At 42.2% G+C, this 20,323-nt stretch carries 20 protein-coding genes; 18 read left to right on the top strand and 2 right to left on the bottom strand.

The annotated features are described in order from the left end of the window. Window positions 1–154 precede the first annotated feature (154 nt). On the bottom strand, window positions 155–352 hold the full coding sequence (locus tag QMG11_RS01820) for a hypothetical protein (RefSeq protein ID WP_281832934.1): 198 nt from the start codon (window positions 350–352) through the stop codon (window positions 155–157). Between the two features lie 298 nt (window positions 353–650). Here QMG11_RS01820 and QMG11_RS01815 point away from each other — a divergent pair, with 298 nt between their 5' ends. The 18 genes from QMG11_RS01815 to QMG11_RS01730 all read left to right on the top strand — a co-directional run bounded on the left by QMG11_RS01815 (window position 651) and on the right by QMG11_RS01730 (window position 20,000). Beyond that, window positions 651–1,715 (top strand): mannose-1-phosphate guanylyltransferase, encoded by a 1,065-nt coding sequence (locus QMG11_RS01815; RefSeq protein WP_281832932.1) that lies wholly within the window; start codon window positions 651–653, stop codon window positions 1,713–1,715. 4 nt (window positions 1,716–1,719) lie between these two features. Then, window positions 1,720–2,022, top strand: a complete 303-nt coding sequence (locus tag QMG11_RS01810) for an Hpt domain-containing protein (protein WP_281832930.1) — start codon at window positions 1,720–1,722, stop codon at window positions 2,020–2,022. Beyond that, a complete protein-coding gene (locus QMG11_RS01805; RefSeq protein WP_281832928.1) occupies window positions 2,022–2,564 on the top strand; it encodes a response regulator in 543 nt (180 codons plus the stop codon). The genes QMG11_RS01810 and QMG11_RS01805 overlap by 1 nt, the downstream gene beginning before the upstream one ends. Before the next feature lie 5 nt (window positions 2,565–2,569). Beyond that, window positions 2,570–3,895 carry a hypothetical protein gene (locus QMG11_RS01800; RefSeq protein ID WP_281832926.1) on the top strand — a complete coding sequence of 442 codons (1,326 nt, stop codon included), beginning with the start codon at window positions 2,570–2,572 and terminating at the stop codon, window positions 3,893–3,895. Window positions 3,896–3,905: 10 nt separating this feature from the next. Beyond that, on the top strand, window positions 3,906–5,123 hold the full coding sequence (locus QMG11_RS01795; RefSeq protein ID WP_281832924.1) for a hypothetical protein: 1,218 nt from the start codon (window positions 3,906–3,908) through the stop codon (window positions 5,121–5,123). 16 nt (window positions 5,124–5,139) lie between these two features. Next, window positions 5,140–9,666, top strand: coding sequence for a hypothetical protein (locus QMG11_RS01790; protein ID WP_281832922.1), 4,527 nt, complete (start codon window positions 5,140–5,142; stop codon window positions 9,664–9,666). Beyond that, window positions 9,638–10,759: a glycosyltransferase gene (locus tag QMG11_RS01785; RefSeq protein ID WP_281832921.1), complete on the top strand. Its 1,122-nt coding sequence runs from the start codon at window positions 9,638–9,640 to the stop codon at window positions 10,757–10,759. Before QMG11_RS01790 ends, QMG11_RS01785 begins: the two co-directional genes overlap by 29 nt. After that, complete coding sequence (locus tag QMG11_RS01780; protein WP_281832919.1) at window positions 10,759–11,652, top strand: ABC transporter substrate-binding protein; 894 nt, start codon at window positions 10,759–10,761, stop codon at window positions 11,650–11,652. Before QMG11_RS01785 ends, QMG11_RS01780 begins: the two co-directional genes overlap by 1 nt. After that, window positions 11,649–13,604 (top strand): ATP-binding protein, encoded by a 1,956-nt coding sequence (locus QMG11_RS01775; RefSeq protein WP_281832917.1) that lies wholly within the window; start codon window positions 11,649–11,651, stop codon window positions 13,602–13,604. The genes QMG11_RS01780 and QMG11_RS01775 overlap by 4 nt, the downstream gene beginning before the upstream one ends. Window position 13,605: 1 nt before the next feature. Continuing rightward, complete coding sequence (locus tag QMG11_RS01770) at window positions 13,606–14,826, top strand: MATE family efflux transporter (RefSeq protein ID WP_281832915.1); 1,221 nt, start codon at window positions 13,606–13,608, stop codon at window positions 14,824–14,826. Beyond that, window positions 14,807–15,964 (top strand): glycosyltransferase family 4 protein, encoded by a 1,158-nt coding sequence (locus QMG11_RS01765; RefSeq protein ID WP_281832913.1) that lies wholly within the window; start codon window positions 14,807–14,809, stop codon window positions 15,962–15,964. The genes QMG11_RS01770 and QMG11_RS01765 overlap by 20 nt, the downstream gene beginning before the upstream one ends. Next, window positions 15,961–16,851 carry a glycosyltransferase family 2 protein gene (locus QMG11_RS01760; protein ID WP_281832912.1) on the top strand — a complete coding sequence of 297 codons (891 nt, stop codon included), beginning with the start codon at window positions 15,961–15,963 and terminating at the stop codon, window positions 16,849–16,851. The genes QMG11_RS01765 and QMG11_RS01760 overlap by 4 nt, the downstream gene beginning before the upstream one ends. A gap of 194 nt (window positions 16,852–17,045) precedes the next feature. Further along, the gene (locus tag QMG11_RS01755) at window positions 17,046–17,456 is read left to right on the top strand and encodes a DUF5348 domain-containing protein (RefSeq protein ID WP_281832911.1); all 411 of its coding nucleotides are present in this window, start codon (window positions 17,046–17,048) and stop codon (window positions 17,454–17,456) included. A gap of 391 nt (window positions 17,457–17,847) precedes the next feature. After that, window positions 17,848–18,075 carry a hypothetical protein gene (locus QMG11_RS01750; RefSeq protein WP_281832910.1) on the top strand — a complete coding sequence of 76 codons (228 nt, stop codon included), beginning with the start codon at window positions 17,848–17,850 and terminating at the stop codon, window positions 18,073–18,075. Window positions 18,076–18,083: 8 nt separating this feature from the next. After that, window positions 18,084–18,641: a hypothetical protein gene (locus QMG11_RS01745; protein WP_281832908.1), complete on the top strand. Its 558-nt coding sequence runs from the start codon at window positions 18,084–18,086 to the stop codon at window positions 18,639–18,641. A 17-nt stretch (window positions 18,642–18,658) separates the two neighbouring features. After that, window positions 18,659–18,850, top strand: coding sequence for a hypothetical protein (locus QMG11_RS01740; RefSeq protein WP_281832906.1), 192 nt, complete (start codon window positions 18,659–18,661; stop codon window positions 18,848–18,850). Window positions 18,851–18,858: 8 nt separating this feature from the next. Then, window positions 18,859–19,359: a hypothetical protein gene (locus QMG11_RS01735; RefSeq protein WP_281832904.1), complete on the top strand. Its 501-nt coding sequence runs from the start codon at window positions 18,859–18,861 to the stop codon at window positions 19,357–19,359. Window positions 19,360–19,529: 170 nt separating this feature from the next. After that, window positions 19,530–20,000 carry a hypothetical protein gene (locus tag QMG11_RS01730; RefSeq protein ID WP_281832902.1) on the top strand — a complete coding sequence of 157 codons (471 nt, stop codon included), beginning with the start codon at window positions 19,530–19,532 and terminating at the stop codon, window positions 19,998–20,000. A 72-nt stretch (window positions 20,001–20,072) separates the two neighbouring features. Here QMG11_RS01730 and QMG11_RS01725 read toward each other — a convergent pair whose 3' ends face one another. Further along, on the bottom strand, window positions 20,073–20,249 hold the full coding sequence (locus QMG11_RS01725; protein WP_281832900.1) for an HTH domain-containing protein: 177 nt from the start codon (window positions 20,247–20,249) through the stop codon (window positions 20,073–20,075). Between the last annotated feature and the right edge of the window lie 74 nt (window positions 20,250–20,323).

Here is a 20,323-nt window from a genome sequence, read left to right as displayed (position 1 = left end):
TCCCTAGACTTTCTTTAATTTGTCTTTTGGATCATGCTAAGAGATGGAGTCCCTTCCTTTATATAATGAAATAAAACTTCTATAAGAATCCTATACTTTCCGTGAAAATAAAAAAGATGCTGTTAATTGTCAGCATCTTTTTCATACATAAAGATTAACTTTTCTTAAGAGCTATTATTCTTACACCAAGTTCCTCCTCTAGCTGAGCTATCTTTTTAAGCTCCTCCTGAGACAGCTCCTTATACTCATAGTCCGACTCCCTGTAAGCTATAAGAAGAAGATCATTCTCCTTCTCTACCTTTTTAATCTTTTCTATCCCCTTATCATCACATCCAGAAATAAAGTAATGCATAATCTCACCTCCATTAATTAACTCTAACCTATAAACCTCTGAAAATCAACTATTCATCCCCCTGAGATATCAAACTCTATCCCTCTTTTTCTGAAACGAAGTTCACCATATAAGCTGACTTTTCTTCTCACAACTAAAAATCAGACTGAATATTGTCTTTGTTTTATTCACTATATTAATTAAGGATAAAAATTCAATCAAAAGTACACTTTTGAATTTGAAGGAACAAAAGTTTATTATCATATAAGGTTAATAAGAAACAAATCTAAGTGTGATTTTACTTATAGAGGAGGAAAATATGTTAGTAGCGATTATTATGGCTGGTGGAAGCGGACAGAGGTTCTGGCCCCTTTCCAATGAGGAGCACCCAAAGCAACTTCTAAAGTTATTTTCAGATAAGACTATGATAAGGGAAACTGTGGATAGGATCCTTCCTATAATTCCTGCAGAAAGAATCTTCATAGCTACAAATATAAAGCAGGCTGAGGATATAAGAGGAGAACTACCCTTTCTTCCAGAGAGAAATATTATAGTGGAGCCAAAGTTCAAGGACACAGCTGCATGCATTGGATATGCCAGTATCTATATAAGAAGCCTCCTAGGAGAGTGTAACTTTATAGTCCTTCCATCGGATCACCTCATAAACGACAGAAACACCTTCCTGGAGATAATAAGAAGGGGAGAAGAACTCATAGAGAAACCTGGAAGGATAGCAATATTTGGGATAAAACCAGATAAGCCGGAAACAGCCTACGGTTATGTAGAGGCTGAGGGAGAGAGGATAGGGGAAGCCTTCAGGGTGTCCTCCTTCAAGGAGAAGCCAGTACTGGAGGTAGCAAAGGATTATCTGGCTAAGGGAAACTACTACTGGAACAGCGGAATGTTTATGTGGTCGGATAGAACCATCCTATCCCATATAGAAGAGCTCATGCCAGGGCACTGGAGTACCCTTAAAAACATCGAGGAACTTTTGAAGGGGGAGATGGATGAAGATTCCCTGTCCAGGGCCTTTGATGAGTTTGAAAAGATCTCCATTGATTACGGTGTGATGGAGGGAGCCAGGGATGTGGTGGTGCTACCAGCTGACATCGGGTGGAATGATATTGGAAACTTCACAGCCTTTGACGATATCTTTACCCACAGCGAAAATGGCTCGGTAGTGAGGATCCACCAAGGAGAACAGGTGGTGGAGCACAACTCCAGAGACAATATCATTATAAATGAGGGAAGTAAGAAGGTAATTGCCACCCTTGGGATGAAGGATACCGTTATCGTCGAAACCGATGATGTCCTTCTGGTGTGCAGAAAGGAGGAGGCTCAGGATATTAAAGCTCTACTAAAAAAGGTAAATGAAGGGAAGTGATACTATGGTTGTAAGGATATCCGTTGACCTACAGGAGATTATCCCCTCTATGCTCAAAAATCGCCGGGAGGAGATCCTCCGCCTGAGAAACTATATGTTTCAGAGGAGGTACTCGGAAGCTAAGGATCTTTCCCATGCCCTAAAGGGCGTACTGGGGAGCTATGGTTTTGAAAGAGCAGGTGAGATAGCGTCCAAGGTAGACGAGGATCTGCAGGAAAAAAGGTACACCGATGCCAGAGATGATGCAGAAAACCTGAGCAGGCATATGGATGAGATGGAGATAGAGTATGTAGAGGAGGAGTTTTAATGGCTGGGGGTAGGGTACTTTTTATAGATGATCAGAGGGATTTTTTAGAGCTTCTGAAGATCAGGCTGAAGGATGAGGAGTATGAGAAACACTTTTTAGATACCACAGATGGAGTGGAGGAGTATATCAAGGAGAGGGATATAGATGTAGTGGTCAGTGATATGAATATGCCTAAAAACGGTATCGAACTCTTTAAATCTCTCAGGAAGAGCAACCCCAATGTGGTAAGGATTGCTCTTTCTGGATCCCTGAATACTGGGAGCCTTCTAATGGCAATAAATGAGGGGGATGTGTATAAGTATATACCAAAACCATGGAAGGTAGATAGTGAGGGAAGGGAGATAATAAAGAAAGCTATCGATTACTCTAAATACCTAAAGTTTAAGTTCTATTGTGACTGCGATACAGATGTGGTTTCCATGGAAATCCTGGAGCTACTTTTAAAGACCCTTGATACAGACTATGAAATAATTGAGAGAAAAGATGCTGGGGAGGACTGCTTGGACCTCAACTTGAAGTATGTACTTAAAATAAAGAGGTGAGATAGATGAGGGGGAGATTGATTGCTGCACTAATGATCCTGGGCGGGACCTCGATCATGGGAGCTACACAAGTATTTAACGGGGAACACTTTACTGGGATAGAGTATCAGCACAGTGATATAAAGGATATAGATAGTGGAAGTATAGATGCCACTACCCTTACCCTTGGAAAGGGTTACTATAATTTTATAAACTATCCTGCAGATTTTGAGGGAGTATTTAAGTATGATGTAAAGGGCGAACACCACAGTATGGCCAACAATATAGGATATACCAGCTTTGGTGGTAGATACCAGTACAATGGCTGGGGAGATAAGGGGATTATCCTGGGAATGAAGGGATCCCTTGATTACGATAACTTCTATGAAAACTACAACGACTACTTCTCCCGTTATGTTATAGAGGGAGACTACCCAAGAAAATCTGGAAAGAACAAGGATGAGGAGGACTTTGGTGTAAAGTTCTACGGAGACCTTTTTAAGAAACTGGATCACGGATTCACAGTGGGATTCTGGAATGACGTGGTAGTTGGTAAGGAGGAGGTTACCGATCCCATTCCCATTGTAAGGGATGATCAGGTAGTTATAGCAGATACCAAGGACAGTAATGTATATGACAATACCGCTGTCTCTGTAACTATAACCCCTAAGATAATCTATCAGACCCAGGTCACAGAAAGCAATAGATTTGTCTTTGAGGGATATATGGAGAACAGAAAATACTACAATAAAAAATTTGAAGTAGAGGGAAAGGAGGAGGACAGATACTATAAGTATGTGCTCACTCCCCAATTCATAACCAAGGGAAGTGTAGGAGAGGAGTTTACCTACTTTAACTACATGGCCTTTGAAAATGAAAAGTTTGAGTACCTCAGCTTCTGGCAGCATATCTTCAAGATGACTCCGAGATTGGAGTATAGAAGCAACAGATGGCTTCTGGGGTTCTCTGGAGGAGGATATGATTTTGAGGATGAGATTGGAATTATATTTGATAATCAGGAGCTCTTTGGATATAAGAAGGCAGATACATACTCAGCCTGGATCTTTGCTCCCAAGGTATATGTGGAGTACAGGGTCTGGGGTGATTTCTATCTAGGTCAGGAAACTGCTTACAGACACGGTGAATGGGAAACAGATACTGAGGATCAGTATATGGATGAGACCTCCTATATATTCTACTGGAAGTATGAGAAGTACATTACAGAGGATATCATGTTTATCCTGAAGAACTCCTATGAGCTCTACAGGCTCAGTACAAATATCCCTGTAGAAAACAGACTTCCCGAGGAAAATATAGTGAGGGTGACTGCAGGGGTTAAGGCATACTTTTAAGGTGGTTTAGATGAAAATTTTAAAGAAGTATAAATTATTTAGGAGAGAAAAGACTCCTTGCAATGAGATAGAAGCAGACTATGAAAAAAATATGGATACCCTGAGAAGGAAGCTCATGATAAGGCTTATCAGCGGAATATTTGGTACATCCCTGCTGTTGCTCCTTGTTTTTACAATGGTCTCCATAAGATCTATAGACTCCATGCTGGTGGAAAACTTCATTACAAAGCTCAACAGGTCTAGGGATGAAAGGATACTGGCTACCGAGGAGTACTACAGGAGGATAGAGAGGGAGATGGCAGAGGGAGTAAGATCCTATGCTGCCGAGGGGAGTACCGACTTTATAGATAAAAGTATCTCCAGATACAGGGAGATGGGTGTAGATGAGGTAGCTCTACTCAATGGAGAGTACAGGATTCTCTATCAGTCGGTAGAAAGAGAGTGGCTTCCCATTAAAAAGGAGATAAAATCCCTCAGGTTTCAGGATCCTCTCTATATAAATAAGCTTACCATAGACAATGACACTACCTACCAGCATATCTACTACAAGTTTTTTCAGCCAGGGGGAGGGGAGTACTACCTCTACTTTAAGCTGAATAATTCATACCTGAACAGGATATTAGCCAGGTCAACCTTTAAAGCTGATATCTTAAATGATGAATTCTATGTTGTGGCATCCAACAGGGAACTAGAGAGTACTGAGTATGTAATAAATGATGTAAGCAAGAAGATGCTGGATGGAAGGGTAGGAATAGACTCCTTCAAGGGAGAACTCTACTCCTATTCATTTATTGAACTGGATGAGACATCTGTCTACCTCCAGGTCTACGAGGATGAGGCGGTCTATAAGGCCCCCCTCACAAGATATAAAACAAAGATATCCCTCCTATGGATAATTGCCATGGCTGGTACCCTTACCGTTGTTGTTTTTATAAAACTCTCTGCAGAATCTTACTCTACTGGAGCTGCAAGGATAAGTGTGGAGAGGGAGGGGGATAAAAGGTATAAGTTTTTAAAGAGGGAACTCATCGACATCTTCGATGATCTGGAAGAGATAGAGGGGTCTCTGAATAAACTGGATGAGTTTACCAAGAACCTGGATACCATCAAGGGCAGGATCCTCCATCAGAATAAGCACTTTATAGAAAGGGTCAGAGAAGATGAGAGGATTATAGAGAGGGTTAGCTCCCATGAGGAGTTGAAGGAAAAGATAAAGGATAAGCTATAACAGGTGAGGTGGTTCTATGAAGAGATATACTAAAAAAATAAATGAACTGATATATACATATAGATACGACCTTTTTTCTGGAATTTTTATGCTCTCATTTATCCTTTGGACTTTTGAGCCTATATTTTCTAAGGGTCATATAGTATTTAGTGATATTGCCTTTGGATATGAGTCGAACCGGTATCTCACAGAGATCTTTGGACTATGGAATGAAAGGTGGTCTACCTCTACCCTTCTGAATATTCCGAGGTTACTCTATATCCTCCCCTTCTGGCTCCTGTCGATGGTCTTTGGGGGAAGCGGCCCGTTTTTAATAAAGAGTTTTATTCTGGGGCTTATTACAATATCTGCCGGAAGTATGTACCTATTCAGTAAAAGGGTGGTCAGCCTCTACTTTCACAAGGAGTTTGACTTCTACAAGGTCTTTGCCCTTGTTACAGGTTCCCTCTACTATGCTCTCAATCCATGGGTAATCTTCAGGATACAGCATATCTACCTCCTCTGTGGATACAGCTTATTTCCCCTCCTTTTAAGGCTCTTTTTTGATATATTTGACCCTAAGTTTCAGGCCCAGGTAATAGATAACTATGATATATCAAGAGTAGTTCCCTACAGGAAGAATATCAGGGAGATGGCTGTCTTCGCTCTACTCTACAGCATCAGTGCAGGGGCTATCCACTACTTCTTCTATGGGGCTATATACTTTTCTGTAATTGGAGGTCTTATTCTTATTAAAAATGGCATAAGGCTCCTGCCAGACCTGAGCAAGCTTGGAGGTTTTGTAAAGAATATGGCGATGAAGTTGGGGATACTTATCCTCTTCTTCTCCCTTACCTCCTTCTACTGGCTGGGTAACTATGTCCTCAGCATCCTTACAAGATCTCAGGCATCTCAGCACAATATCAACACCGTGGATACAATGTCACTCTTTAGCAGAAACAGCACCTTTACCAATATCCTCTACTTGGACAGCTACTGGTGGCCTATGTTTGATATGACCAAGCTTCCCCTCTCCTTCTATATAGGTGGAGGGATACTGCTGTTATTTATTCTTCACGCCATGATATTCAGATCCTATAGATACCACATAATACTTTTCTTTACTGTGTTATCGGTCATATTTATTGTGGCATCTACAGGTACCAAGGTGGAGACCCTGGCTCCCATCTTTGTTTTATTCGTGACCAAGACACCAGTAATAGGGTCTATCTTCAGAGACCCCAATAAGCTGGTGGGCCTTTTGGCAGTGGGGTTTTCCCTGCTTCTGACCTTCGGGGTAGAGCAGGTACTCATACGTTTCAGGGATTCATACAGGAGCTACCTCACCAAGGGGATAATTATTCTTACTACTCTCTTCTCCCTCTGGTACTATATCGAGCCCTTTAAGCTCCAATTTATCGACGGGTTCTACTCTCCGGTAGAGATCCCCCAAGAGATGAAGGAGGTACAGGATAAGTTCTACGACGGGGGAGAGTTTAGCAGGGTACTCTTCCTGCCAGTGGCAGACAATATGATACAGCCCCATACTGGGGTGGCTACCCCTAAATGGAATAAAAATCCCAACCTGGAGGGGTTTGTGAAGGCTACTGGAGATATTCATATCTATAGCAGTAGAAAGAATACAATATTTCACCACGAGGGGAATATCGTGGGTATAACCTACTTTCTTAACTATATACAGCATCTCATGGACAGGGGCCTCTCCAGAAATATGGGGAAACTTTTAAAGGCCTTTCCAGTGGATGAAGTAGCATACCACGATGAGTATCTGGGAAAGGAAAGAAGGCAAGACTTCAACCTTAAGCTCCTCTCGGAGCAGGGAGAGATGGAGAAGCACTATGAGAATGATATCTATCATCTATATAAACTGAAGGATCCCAGAGGTTATATGGAGGCCTATGGAAATAAGATCTACACTCCCTATGGATTCTCCAAGCTTGAAACCTACCTGAGCACAGACAGGATGGAGATCAGGGATATACCGGTAATATTTACCAACCAGAGGATTGACGGTGAGATGGTCTTTGAGGGAACCCGTGATGACTACGTGGAAACTGAGACCTTTAACGATCTCCTCCTATCCACCCTCCCTGAGGAGTACTATGCATTTCCCTTTGAAGCTATAGAGGGAGCCAATGTATTTATGAACTGGGGAAAGGTCCTCATAAAAAACAGTGACTGGACCTGGTACCTGAACTCCCAGGGGATCGATAACTTCCCCTTTGATTTTGATATGGAGAGAGGGATGGCAGCTACCTTTTCCACAAGCAGGCTGGATGTTCCCCCCTATAAGTTTAAGGATCTTAGGGGAAGGATAATCGCTGATTTTGACAGCTTCCTGAGAACAAATAAGTTCTTTAAAGCTGACAACCCCCACCTCTTTTCCGTTCAGGCAAACCCTAAAAAAGCTACAAATAAGATACCTGTACTGAGGGGGGAGATCATAAAGGGGGATCCTAAATCAATATGGCAGGTAGCTAAATCGGGACTGATAAAGGCCAAGGAAAATAATCCCTACCAGTTTAATCTCCTTATCTCTGGTAGGGGAACAAATAAGCTTCACGTGAAGGTGAGGTTTTTCGATAGGGATCTCAATGAGATAGGGGTCAGCTATGTGGTAGCCCCTAAGGATGAATTCTTTTTTGATGAGATGAACTTCTACGGAGAGTATATCTCTCCCCCTAAATCTGAGTATATGAGGCTGGATCTCCTCTCCTTTCAAAACAATAAACAGAAAAACTACTGGTGGATCCACGATCTCTATATCAAGGATTTAGAGGAGTATAAGGGGGAAAACTACTTCCACTTAGAACTCCCTGGAAGGGAGGGGGAGAGGGGAAGTCTATATATAAGAACCCTTATATCCAAAGCTGGTGGCGAGATACAGCTGGAAAACGGAGATGAGCTCATAGATGTAGATACATACAGTAAAGATCTCAATAGGCTTCAGTGGATAGATCTGGGGAGCACTACCCTTGATAGCGATAAGTTAACTATCTACAACAGAAAGGGGTTTAATGCAATAAACGCCCTGGTTTTCATTCCAGAGGGAGAGAAGCGAAGGGTGGAGTTTCCAGTAAGGAGGCTCATAAAGGACTCTACTCTCTTTATGAGCTTGGAAGCTGAGGATGCTTTTGATTACGAGGGGAATATCCAGTCTGAGAGACGCTATCCTCTTCTCAGCGGAGGAAGGGGGATCAGAAGCCAGGAGGGAAGACTCTCCAAGAGAGTGGAGATTTTAAAGGATACAGACTACGAGATCCTTCTGGGAATGGAGGCTGTTCCAGAGCATGATGGGACCCTCACAGTTACCCTGAGAGATTCAGAAAAGAAAATAGTAAAGAGGGAGATATTTACCCCTGAAGCTAGTGAAACTTCTATTGCAGAGGAAAAAGATGAGGAAGAAAGTGTGGAGAGCGTCGTCATTCCCGATTACCTCTATGAGAACTTTCCCAGAAGGTATCTAAAGCTCCCAGATACACTGAACCACTACTCCAGGAGAAGAAGGAATATTAGAGAGCTAAAGGTGGGAGAGTATGAACTTGAGATCAGCTTTAACTCCAAGGCGCCCTCTATGACCACTTTGGAGGATATGCATAAATTTGATCCAGCTGAGATCATGGAGCCTGAATTTTTCGAGGATATCTTCCAGGAGGACTGCAGCGAGTGTGAATTTATAGATGAGGCTATGATGGAGGATGAGATCATAGGGGTGCCAGATGATTCCAATGGAGATAAGCTCCAGAAGATCCTCAATATAAGATATGACCCTACCTGCTCCTGCGACTGGTATGTATATGCCTCTAAGATGATGCCTATAGAACCTATAAAGGAGTATCTCATAAGCTATGATGCCAGATCAGAAACAGTGGACAAGAGGCATGGGAAGGTTCTATTTTTAGATGAGAAGAGGGATGTAGTGGATGTTCAGTATATCTACGAGGTAGAGGAGGAGTTTAAAGGTAGATGGAACTCCTATGAACAGATCCTTTCACCTCCAGAAGGGGCCTCTTTCATGCAGCTGCAGATATGGTGCAGGGGTGACAAGGAGGAGGAGGGACTGTTTCAGATGAAAAACCTGAATATCCTTCCCTATGATCAGCTGATCCTCCTAGACAACATCACTCTGAGAGAGAAGAAGATAGACCAAGAGGAAAGCTACTTTTTTCCAGCAGATACAGGAGTAGAGGTCTCCTATAGAAGGATAGATTCTATGAAGAGGGAGTTTCAGGTTGTAAATCCTCTGAATAAGAGGGTGATGATCTCCTACGGCGAGTCTCCCAACCCCCTCTGGAGGGAAACCATCGGGGGAGAGAGGGTAGATAAGGTTATGAACGGGGTAGGAGCCTACTTTATAACCGAGGAGAGCGGCAGAGGAGAGGTTAGTATCCTACTAAGAAAAGTTTACTACCTGGGAATTCTTCTTCTCATAGTGAGCCTTCTCACCTACGGAGGATACAGAGTTCTTCTCCATAGGAGATCTCAGAAAGAAAAGTTCAGAAGGGAGGAAAAAGATGGATCAGATAGTTGTGGCAACAAGTAAAAAACGTAATATTAACTACAGTGAAATCCTGGGTTTTTTCTCTTTTAAGGAATATAGTATAGAGGAAGCAGTGGATACCCAGGAGGGACAGACACTGATAATCGATACCCTATCCAAGGAGAGGGCCATAGAACTGGCCACTGAGTATAGGAGAAGGTATCAAGGCCTTCCCATCCTAATACTTACAGACTATAACCAGATCTTCACCTCTGGTGACATCTCCAGAATAGAGGGGACTGGCCAGATAAGGATACACTCTGTTACAGCAGACAATGGGGATAAGATCGTAGAGCTCTTAAATACCCTTATAAATCCCGAGTATGCCAGCGAAGTATTTAAACTTTCCATCATAGTCCCCCTCTACAACGAGGAGGAGAGATTTGAACACGTTTTAAATTTTGCTGAAAAATTGAACCTCTTTCTGGAGGAGAGTTATAGAAACTCCAAGATCTACTTCATCAACGATGGAAGTGCTGACAGTACTGGAGAGCTTGCTGAAAAACTCGTAAAAAAACTCAGTGAAAGCAGCTCCTATATCAGTGACTTTGGATTCTTGGAGGTAAGGGAACTGGAGAAAAATACCAGGAAGGCGGGAACCTATATAGAGGGATTAAAGAGCGTTCACAGCAACATTATTGTCATAGTTGACGGAGATGACTCCTTCTATGTGGAGGATATTGCCAAGATAGTAAATATCCTCAGGGAGGGTTACTATGATCTGGTGGCAGGGACCAAGGACCTTACAGCTGAGAACAGGCCTCCTGTAAGGAGGCTCCTGAGCTTTATTAAGAGAACCCTTACAAAACCCCTCCTGCCAAAGGGAATATACGATGCCCAGACGGGACTTAAGGGGATGAGGGGGGAAGCTGCCAGGTATATCCTTCCCCACCTGAGTGTAGAGAGGGAGCTGGCTATAGATCTGGAGATGCTCTATATCTGCAAGAAACTTAAATTTAGAGCCATGCAGCTTCCTGTGAGGTGCATCGACAGGGATGGTTCCCATGTGGATATAGTGAGGGATTCCCTCCGTTATTTAAAGAGCATTGCCAGTATCCTGTGTAAGCAGGATCAGGCCCTCGAGGTGAGGGAGTGATGGGAGGAAGAGGAGTATTGGTCACCCTTCTGTTAACTGGAATCCTTACAGGGTGCATTATCTATAGGGAACCAGTTACCATTGGTATAGACGACCATGAAAATGCAATGTTATTTATAGTAGCCAAGGAACTGGGGTACTTAGATGACAAGTTTAAGATAATAGAGTTTGAGAGCAAGGGGGACAGTGTAGAGGCCTTCTATCTGGGAAGACTGGATGTTGTCTACTCTACCCTCTTCGACTCCCTCTACTTCTACGGTAAGGGAGATAGGGGGAAGATATTTCTTCTTACCAGCCACACCCTTAAGAGAAAGGGCCTCCTCGTGAGGCAGGGACTTAGTACTCTGGAGGGAAGCAAAATTGCAGTGGAGGTAAGTGCCAATGAGTACCTGGAGCTGGTCAGCTTCATAAGAGAGGAGGGAATCTCCCTAGATAAGCTTGAAATTTTCTTCCTCCCAGAGGAGGAGGGACACAGTGCATTTCTAAATGGAGAAGTGGACGCTATCTACTACTATGATGAGTACACCGATAGACTAATGGAGAGGGGGGAGATCTACAGAAACTCCCGGGGTCTTAAGAAGATAAAGGAGGTCCTCATTGCCAGCGAGGAAAGCTTTAAAAGAAAGAGAGAACTAAAGAGTATTGTAGATGCGTGGTATGCTGCTCTGGCTATTAAGCTGCAGGAGCCTGAGAAGTTCCACAGCATCTTGGAGGATCTGGGCCACCACAAGAGTGAGTATGCGGGACTCTACAGAAAGATGTATTATTTCCATAGTGATAATATGTCTATGCTAGGAGAGAGGGAGATTGAAAATATCATTAAAAAGGAGCTGGAGGATATGGAGTTAAAGGCAGATATTAAGGAACTATACAGTGGGGAGATAATACAGTGAAGGGGGAAACTTCAGCTCTCTACAAGATCCCCTTTAAGATGCTTCTCTATACTATGGCTATAGGTTTTTTTGTCTATATGGCAATAACAACCTTTGTTGAGGGGCTTTTTGAAAAGAGGGTAGAGGACAGGGTTGCCGCTCTTTCATCTACTCTCGACTGGGCACTTACCCCCCTAGTGGACGCAGAAGATGCCCAGGGAATAGAGAGGCTCTTTGAAAGGCTTATCTCAACTACCCAGGTAGATCTACTGAGGATCTACGACAGTGAGTGCGCTATTAAGTACTCCACTCTTCCCCTAGAAGTAGGTGAAACAACTGAAAAAAGATTTATAGAGCCCATTATAAAGCGGGGAAGGATTATAGTAAGAAACAGAAACTACAGTAACCACTTCTATGAACTGGCCATTCCTATAAAGGGGAAGTACCTTATAAGAAGTGAGATAGCAAAAAACAGACACATCCTCTATATGAGGTATGACTTAGAGGATGAGATGGAGTTTCACCAGTATATGAAGTTTGTACTTCTCCTTATAAGCTCCTTCTTTCTGCTTCTGCTCTTCCTTCTCAATGTCACCCTTATAAAGTTTCACATCCTTTCCCCCCTTCTCATTATGAAGGATGGCCTTGCCAAGGTATCTGAGGGGGATTATACCTACAAGGTAGAAACAGGTAGGGACAAGGAGGTAAATGAGCTCATCAGGGTATTTAATAAGATGTCCTCCAAGATAAGGGAGAGTTCGGAGACCCTTGAGAAGAACAAGTTTGAGGCTGAGAGACTGAACAGCTTAAAGGATATATTTCTGGCTAACATGACCCATGAGCTGAGAACCCCCTTAAACTCAATTATGGGGTATACGGAGCTGCTTTTGGAGGATGAAAGGGACAACTTTAAAAGGGAAAGGCTCTCCTCTGTTGTGGGAGCGGGTGATCATCTACTGGGAATTATAAACAGCATCCTGGACTTTTCCAAGATGGATGCAAAAAAATTAGAGCTAGCGACCACTCCCTTTAATGTAAGAAATCTCCTAAAGAGTGTAGAGGACCTATTCAGGTTAAAGGCCAATGAAAAAGATCTGGATTTCCAGATCATAAGAGTAGGGGAACTTCCTCAATATCTAGTGGGAGATGAGGGGAGGATAAGACAGATCCTCATAAACCTTATCTCAAATGCCTTTAAGTTCACAGACAGCGGTCATATCCACGTGAGGATAGAATACAACTATAGAACTCTAAAGGGTGAGGTAGAGGATACAGGAAGAGGAATCGAAAAGGAGTACCAGGAAAAGATCTTCAACTCCTTTGAGCAGGTGGACCTCAACCACAAGGGAACGGGGCTGGGACTATCTATCACCAAGGCACTGTGTAAGCTTATGAAGGGGGATATAGAGGTTAAAAGTACTCCTGGAGAGGGAACCACCTTCTCCTTCCACCTCACCCTCCCATCTACAGAGGAGGCAAGGGAGAGTACCCCAGACTACGAGACACTGGATAGTATTATGGAGGAGAGCCCAGTCGTATCTAATGGATCAATAGTTGAAGTAGAGCATGAAGGAAAAAATAAGGATTCCGAGTTTAATATCCTGGTTGCTGAAGATGTAAGGGATAATCAGCTGGTTCTTGAGATGATGTTAAAGAAATCCCAGGTAAATATAGATTTTGCTGATAATGGTAAAGAAGCTCTGGAGTTATTCAGGAGCGGTAAAAAATACGATCTTTTCCTGCTGGATATACAGATGCCTGTAATGAACGGATTTGAGGTCCTTGCCGAGCTCAAGAAGTCAGGGGAGATCAATATAATCCATGTGGTTGCTCTTACAGCCTATGCCCTTAAAAATGAAACCGATAAGATAAGGGAAGCTGGAAGTGACGATATCCTTACTAAACCCCTAGATAAGAAGAAGCTGAGGGCACTGATTGAGGATAGAAAGAAAAGGAAGAGGAGGCGGGAATAATATGGAGGTAAAGTCACTGATATTAAAGCACCAGGCAAAGGTTTTTCCCGTATTGGATATCGCCCTAAATGGAGTAAACTACTTCTTTCATATCTTTTGCAGCTGGTATCTGAGTCAGAGAAGCTATGGTACCCTCAATGCTATTTTGAGTATACTGGCTATTCTCCTGGTTACCGGGATATCCTTTCAGACCTTTACAGCTAAGGAGGTGGCCAAAAAGGGGGTCGGGGCCAAGAGGATATATAAGACGGCCTTTGTCTATGTTGTTATTATCTGCCTATTCTTTCTGAGCTTTTCAGGAAGGATAGCTACCTTTACCAGAGGGTCCCACCTGGCCCTGGGAATTACCCTGAGTATCTTCCTTCTAAATCTCTTTTTGAGTATATTGAGGGGGATCTTCCAGGGGGAGAAGCAGTTTTTAAATCTGAACATAAACTTCTATATAGAGGTTCTCTCCAAGATCCTCTTTCTGGTAGTTTTCCTCCCAAGGTTCAACAGGATAGAGGTTGTTCTTCTAAGTGTTGCCTTTGGTATGTGTACAGCTATGCTCCACGGTATCATAAAGCTAAAGATAAAGAGGGTGATTGTCAGGGGTGAGGGAAGTATCTCCCCTGTGGCAAAGCAGACAATACTGATATTTCTCTCCAACTTTTTTATCTATTACTTTACATCCATAGATATGATAATAATAAACTACAATCTTTCATCTATTTCCGGGATATACGCTGTGGTCTTAAGATACAGCCAGATTATACTCTTTGTCTCATTTAGTCTTATTACGGTTTTTATTCCAAACCTCAGTTCCCAGGTAGGAGACAAAAAGGTCTTCAAGGAGAGAGCCAGAAAATACTTTTTCATCCTTCTGGGAGTACAGTTTTTGATGCTTATAGCCTATGAGACTATTCTGCCCCTTTCGGTAGCCTATCTCTTTGGAGCAGAGTATATAAAAGCCTCAGAGTATCTTCTAAGGGGAGCATTTATGTATATAGCTCTGGTAGACAGCTTCTATCTGGTTAACTTAAATATTATCCTGGACAGAAGGAAGTATATCCTTCCCCTTGGAGGGACTGCGCTGCTATTTAGCTTCTTCCTTCTACACTATGGAAGGAGCATCGACTACTTTTTATATGGGGGAATAGGTTTCTATACACTGCTATTTTTAACTCTTTTTACTATATTTTATTTTGAGGGGGCGGTTAAGGATGAAGAAGGAATATGCTAAGAAGAAAAGGATTCTTTTTCTCTCCTGGAGAGATATAAAGGCTCCTAAGATGGGAGGAGCTGAGATATTTACCCATGAGATGATAAAGAGGCTGGACAGGGATCGCTATGAGATAACCCACTTTTCCCCCCTCTTTGAAGGAGCTGAAGGAGAGGAGATCATAGACGGAATAAGATATATCCGAAGAGGGGGCATGCTCTCAGTTATACTGGAGGCCAGAAACTACTACAGAGAGAACAGAGAGAGTATAGACTATGTAGTTGACCAGTGTAATACCCACCGATTCTTCAGTAGGTTTTGGGTGAAAGAGAAAAAGAGGATCTTCTTCATCCATCAGCTTACCAGGGAGATCTGGGATATGAACACTGCCTTCCCCATAAACCTGATAGGAAAATATACTGAAACACCCTTCCTGAGGTTTTCCAGGAGGGATCCCACAATTACAGTTTCCAACTCCACCAAGGAGGACCTGGTGAGGATCGGCTTCAAGCCTGAGAGGGTAACTATCCTTCCAGAGGGAATCGACTTCATCCCATGGAATAGGGACAACTTCCTTCCCAAGGAGGAGAAGCCTACCTTCATCTATGTGGGGAGGTATTCCAACTACAAGGGAATAGATAAAGCTCTAGAGGCCTTTGGGCAGATAAAAGGCCTCTATCCTGAGGCCAGGCTGTGGCTCGTAGGGAAGAAGAAGGAGGTGTATATAGAGGAGGTACTGAAGCCCATAGAGGAGAAGTACTCCCTTTCAAGGGAGGGGGACAATCCAGATGTCACCTATTGGGGATTTGTGTCAGAGGAGAAGAAGCTAGAACTCATGAGCAGAGCCCACTGCCTTCTCTTTCCTTCACTGAGGGAGGGATGGGGCCTTATTATAACAGAAGCTGCTGCTGTGGGAACACCGAGTATCGGATTTGATTCTGCAGGTATTAGAGATGCCCTCAACCTCGGGGAAGCTGGCTACCTGTGCAGGGAGAATAGTGTGGGAGAGCTCATCTACCAGATGAGGCAGGTTATAGAGGAAAGGGAGAAGTATAGCCTCATGAGGGAAGCGGCCTATGAGTTCTCACTGAATTTTCACTGGGGAAATACAAAAGACCACTTCGATAGATTTATCGAGGGACTGGAGGTAGAGAGATGAAGACCTTAGTTATACTGCTGTCAGCATACAACAATGAGGAGATTATAGAGAGCTGTGTCATGAGTTCCCTTAATCAGAGGGGAGCAAATATTCATGTGGTGGTAGCTGATGACGGATCTACCGATTCTACTCCTGCTATCCTTAAAAAGATCTCCAATGGACACACTAACTTTCACCCTATATTCCTTCCTCACGGGGAGAGGGGGATAGCCAGAAAGAAGGCTCTGAAAAGAGCCAGGGAGCTAAATCCCGACTACATCTATATTATAGACTCGGATATGATATTAGAGGAAGACCTCTGTGAAAAGTGCATCTCCTACCTCATGAACAACCCTCAGATAGGTTCCCTGGTTATACCGGAAAGGGCCTTTACAGATCACGATAACTTCTTTTCCAAGGTAAAGGTATTTGAGAGGAATGTTGTAAATAGAGCTGGAAGGTTTCTGGGAAAAACATCTATTGAAGCTGCCAGATTCTGGAGAACAGAGGAGTATGAGAGATCTGGAGGGATAAACTTTAATCAGATAGCCTTTGAGGAGACTCAGCCTACAATAAGATATCTGGAACAGGGAGGGATTATTGAGAGAGCTGAGTTCACTGGAGTAGCTCACAATGAGAAGAGGGTTACCCTTAAGAATATCCTCCAAAAGAAGAGGTACTACTTTTCAGTAATGGACAGGACCATAGAAAGTGAGGATGGAGGCTTCATGAAGACAGTGAGAAGATGGTATTTCTTCAGGGGAGTGCTCTACAGAGGGGAAAATCTCATTGAGTATATAAAACACCCCGTCCTCACCCTGGGAATGATCTATATGTATCTGGCTCTTACCCTGGTATGGATCCAGGAGCTCATAAAAAATAATGCAAAAAAAGAGAAGATAAATTAAACTTTTTAGAAGTTCTCTACGACTAAAAAATGCATAAGTAAGATAAAACATTTTCTTTTTCATGATTTTACCCGCCTGTTTAAAAGCAGGCGGGTCTCCCTTTTTTGACACCTTAAATGTTTCTCAAAAAAAAGGTTTCATCGGTTTTTTTAGAATACACTTATATGGAATTGATAAAAAAAGGGGGGAGCCAGATGTTAGCTGAAAGATATCTTGAGATTATAAATGAATTAAAGAAGGTTAACGAGAGGAATAGAGAGGTATTGGAGGTAGACCCTACAGATAAGTTTGAGGATGAAAAAGCATATTCAATTGTTGAGTATCTCACCGGGGAGATAGAGGAAGCTATCCACGAACTGGAGCACCTTACCCGGGAGGTTAAGGAGGGAGTTCTTCTCCTCAATAGTCAGGGCAGGTATAACTTAGATACTATGCCTGAGTTCTACTTTACCTGTGGAAATATAATCGAGGTTTCTATAGAGGGCAAGTGGTACAGAGGAAGGGTTGAACATGACAGTAAAGACTACTACTTCTGTAACTATGAGGGTAAAAACCTTCCCCTCACCGAGGGAATGAAGGCAAGGATAAGAGTAGACAGAGCATAATAAGAAGTGAGCCTGAACTATAAAGTTCAGGCTTTTTTTATTGTTAAGGAAAGTATAGAATTATAGATTAACTCCATTATAAAGAGCCATTACATAGGGTTCGAAAGGATGCAACGTCACGTTGCTTTTTCTTTCAAATTTAATATGCTATCCCGGGATTAAAATACAAAGAAGAGGTGTGGAAGATCAAAATTTGGTACTATCAAACAGCTACCCAAAAGCTCAAATAGGGGAGGCTATATCCAAATTTTAAAAAACTAATCGAAATAAATACCGAGTATACCGTTACTGTAGAATATTTTTCTCTTTTTATTGATAATGTCAATGGAAGGTCTCCAAAAAGTTGGTAAAATCACTTGAACAATTACTAGTGGAAAGAGGAGGCAGAACAATGGCTAAAAAAATGAAGAGAGAAGATATGGGGTACAATAAGGCAAAGTTAGTTTGCAGTAATTGTGACACAGGGAGAAGAGCAGAGGGACAAAGTATCTACATTTGCCAGCTAATGGAGGAGGAGAGCAACTGGGTTCAGCCCCACGGTTTCTGTGACTTTCACAGTACCAAGACATTTGAATCCATGTTGGAAAAAGCCAGAAATGGTTTTAGGAAACATGAATAAAGGAAAGTATGAAGGTAAGTAGATTATTTGTACTAGGTATATTAACGGTAGTCATGCTGAGCTGCAGCGAGGAGAGCAATAACAATGATTTAAAATCAGGAAAGTTCTTCAGCAGAGGATCAAAGGCGATATCTATAGAGGAGAATGAGAGATACGAGAGGGAGCAGAGACAGTGGTTTATTGGTGGATACACAACAGAAAATCTATACAGATCAAAGACATTATCCAGAGCATCTTATTCTGATTCAAGAGCTATAAAAGATCATAAGATTACTATGAGGGTTTTAGTTGATAGCAATGGTTTCTTATTTCAGATATATCCAGGAAAGGGGAATATCAATAAGATGCATACAGGGGGATATAGAATAACCGCAGTAAATGAGGCTGGAGATGAGATAGGGTTCAGAAGTAGAAGATTTGGAAAGACGGTAATCTCAAGAGAAGGGAACCCCGGTAGCTATGAGAGATTCCATGAATTTTTTAGAGAGGCAGAAAGGGTTGAAATAACAATAACAGACAATTATGCATCAACATATAGGGGGATTTTAGATACAAAATATTATTAGAGCGAGGTAGATGAAGGATGATTTTCAAACTTATAGAGGAGAGAAGGACAAGAATAGTCTCTTCCTACAACAACAGTCAAGCTATTGGATGGCTAAAGTTTAAAACTGGAGAGGGGGAGATTATTCAAAGACGACTATATCAGAAGAATAATACTAAGGAGATGTATTACAGATATAAGGGGCAGCTCCTACCACACTTTGAATACTAAGGAGTGAGATGAAGAAAGTTATTCTGTTTTTAATGATCACACTGAATGTTATTACTTATAGCAGGATGTCGGTCTATGTAGGGGACAGGGAGATACTACACTCAAGGAAATTCCATGAAGGGATCAGGCTCTACTCAGATTCAGTATCAACCAGGCAACTTGCAATAATCAGAAGGGAGGGGGAGGTCTTAAGACTGTATAAAGGGGACAGTAAAAAGAGGCCTGAGGCAAACATAAGAGGGAGCCGTGGATCGGTAAGAATCTTTTCAGGAAAAACCATGAACCCCCTCCTTTACAATGCAAGGGAACACAAGGGAGTCATCAGGGTCTACAGGGGGGCAAGCAAGGAGGAACAGGTTTTAAGTATCAGAAAGCATGGTAATGAGATGAAGGTTTACAAGGGGATGAGGCAGAGCCAGCCAGTGGCAGGAATAAGGATCAGAAGCGGAGAATATAGCATGGCTGAATTAATGGGTGTGCTCATACAGGCTGGAATTTTAAGGGTCTAAAGAGGGGCTTGGAAGTTTGGCAGCGAAAATTTAATTGTATGAAATACTAAACCCTTTATGAGGATTTGTATTGGGAAAGTTCTGTATATGATTCTGAAAAGACATATCACAGAGGAAGGGAATCAAGGAATAGTTAGATTATGTTTAAAGTTAGAGAGGAATGAAGACCTATGAGAACACAAAAAGAAATGAAGTTTATTAATTATAAGGATGGAGAAGCACTGTTTATAGATCCACAAGGGGAGGAGGTAAGGTACAGGGTACCAGATGACAATGAGTGCAGCTGGGGAAGAGAGTTAACAGAGGCAATTTCTAAGATGGAGCTGGGGAAGATCTATGACTTCCAGGTTGTAGAGTTAGTGATAATCGATGTACTGGGGGAAAACCTTAAGTATGAAAAGATGAAGCGAAGAGACGACAGAAGGAAATATTTAAAGAGTAAGATGGATAAGGGTACATTAACGGACCAAGAGTTTTCTGAAGCTTTAAGACTTGGGGTAAAAACATCTAACAGAAACTATACATGGGGAATTATAGCAACAGTAGGATTGCTCGCTAACTATATGTTTGATTTTACAATGGGAATCACGGTATTGGGAGGTCTTATAATATTTAGTATGTTGTGGGGGTATTTTGAATAACGGGTAGTGGATATAAGGGAAGGATAAATTGAATAAAATAAAAAACCTGAACTTTGGAGTTCAGGTTTTTTATTACTTTTCCACAGAGTAGAAGCATCTCTTCGGGGAGATCACTGTCTCCTCCTTCTTTAATGCTTTGATTGCTTTGTCTACATCCTTTTTTTCCACTCCAAGCTTCTCAGCTATCTCTCCACCCTTTAGGGGTTCAGATTTTTTTAACAGGTCAACGATCTGATCTTTAATCTCCACAACATCCTCCTCAAATTTGAAATCGATACAATAATAACATCTAAACAAGTATAATGCAAGGGTATTATTAAATT

Origin of the sequence: Propionigenium maris DSM 9537, from assembly GCF_027925155.1 — a bacterium.
Taxonomy (GTDB): domain Bacteria; phylum Fusobacteriota; class Fusobacteriia; order Fusobacteriales; family Fusobacteriaceae; genus Propionigenium; species Propionigenium maris.
This window is presented reverse-complemented; position numbering and strand designations above follow the sequence as displayed.

What these genes read in the sequence shown, in the direction of transcription:
- QMG11_RS01790 (WP_281832922.1), top strand. Translation starts at nt 5,140, where the DNA reads ATGAAGAGATATACTAAAAAAATAAATGAACTGATATATACATATAGA.
- QMG11_RS01770 (WP_281832915.1), top strand. Translation starts at nt 13,606, where the DNA reads ATGGAGGTAAAGTCACTGATATTAAAGCACCAGGCAAAGGTTTTTCCC.
- QMG11_RS01785 (WP_281832921.1), top strand. Translation starts at nt 9,638, where the DNA reads ATGGATCAGATAGTTGTGGCAACAAGTAAAAAACGTAATATTAACTAC.
- QMG11_RS01755 (WP_281832911.1), top strand. Translation starts at nt 17,046, where the DNA reads ATGTTAGCTGAAAGATATCTTGAGATTATAAATGAATTAAAGAAGGTT.
- QMG11_RS01760 (WP_281832912.1), top strand. Translation starts at nt 15,961, where the DNA reads ATGAAGACCTTAGTTATACTGCTGTCAGCATACAACAATGAGGAGATT.
- QMG11_RS01750 (WP_281832910.1), top strand. Translation starts at nt 17,848, where the DNA reads ATGGCTAAAAAAATGAAGAGAGAAGATATGGGGTACAATAAGGCAAAG.
- QMG11_RS01800 (WP_281832926.1), top strand. Translation starts at nt 2,570, where the DNA reads ATGAGGGGGAGATTGATTGCTGCACTAATGATCCTGGGCGGGACCTCG.
- QMG11_RS01815 (WP_281832932.1), top strand. Translation starts at nt 651, where the DNA reads ATGTTAGTAGCGATTATTATGGCTGGTGGAAGCGGACAGAGGTTCTGG.
- QMG11_RS01745 (WP_281832908.1), top strand. Translation starts at nt 18,084, where the DNA reads ATGAAGGTAAGTAGATTATTTGTACTAGGTATATTAACGGTAGTCATG.
- QMG11_RS01810 (WP_281832930.1), top strand. Translation starts at nt 1,720, where the DNA reads ATGGTTGTAAGGATATCCGTTGACCTACAGGAGATTATCCCCTCTATG.
- QMG11_RS01740 (WP_281832906.1), top strand. Translation starts at nt 18,659, where the DNA reads ATGATTTTCAAACTTATAGAGGAGAGAAGGACAAGAATAGTCTCTTCC.
- QMG11_RS01780 (WP_281832919.1), top strand. Translation starts at nt 10,759, where the DNA reads ATGGGAGGAAGAGGAGTATTGGTCACCCTTCTGTTAACTGGAATCCTT.
- QMG11_RS01795 (WP_281832924.1), top strand. Translation starts at nt 3,906, where the DNA reads ATGAAAATTTTAAAGAAGTATAAATTATTTAGGAGAGAAAAGACTCCT.
- QMG11_RS01730 (WP_281832902.1), top strand. Translation starts at nt 19,530, where the DNA reads ATGAGAACACAAAAAGAAATGAAGTTTATTAATTATAAGGATGGAGAA.
- QMG11_RS01735 (WP_281832904.1), top strand. Translation starts at nt 18,859, where the DNA reads ATGAAGAAAGTTATTCTGTTTTTAATGATCACACTGAATGTTATTACT.
- QMG11_RS01805 (WP_281832928.1), top strand. Translation starts at nt 2,022, where the DNA reads ATGGCTGGGGGTAGGGTACTTTTTATAGATGATCAGAGGGATTTTTTA.
- QMG11_RS01765 (WP_281832913.1), top strand. Translation starts at nt 14,807, where the DNA reads ATGAAGAAGGAATATGCTAAGAAGAAAAGGATTCTTTTTCTCTCCTGG.
- QMG11_RS01820 (WP_281832934.1), bottom strand. Translation starts at nt 352, where the DNA reads ATGCATTACTTTATTTCTGGATGTGATGATAAGGGGATAGAAAAGATT.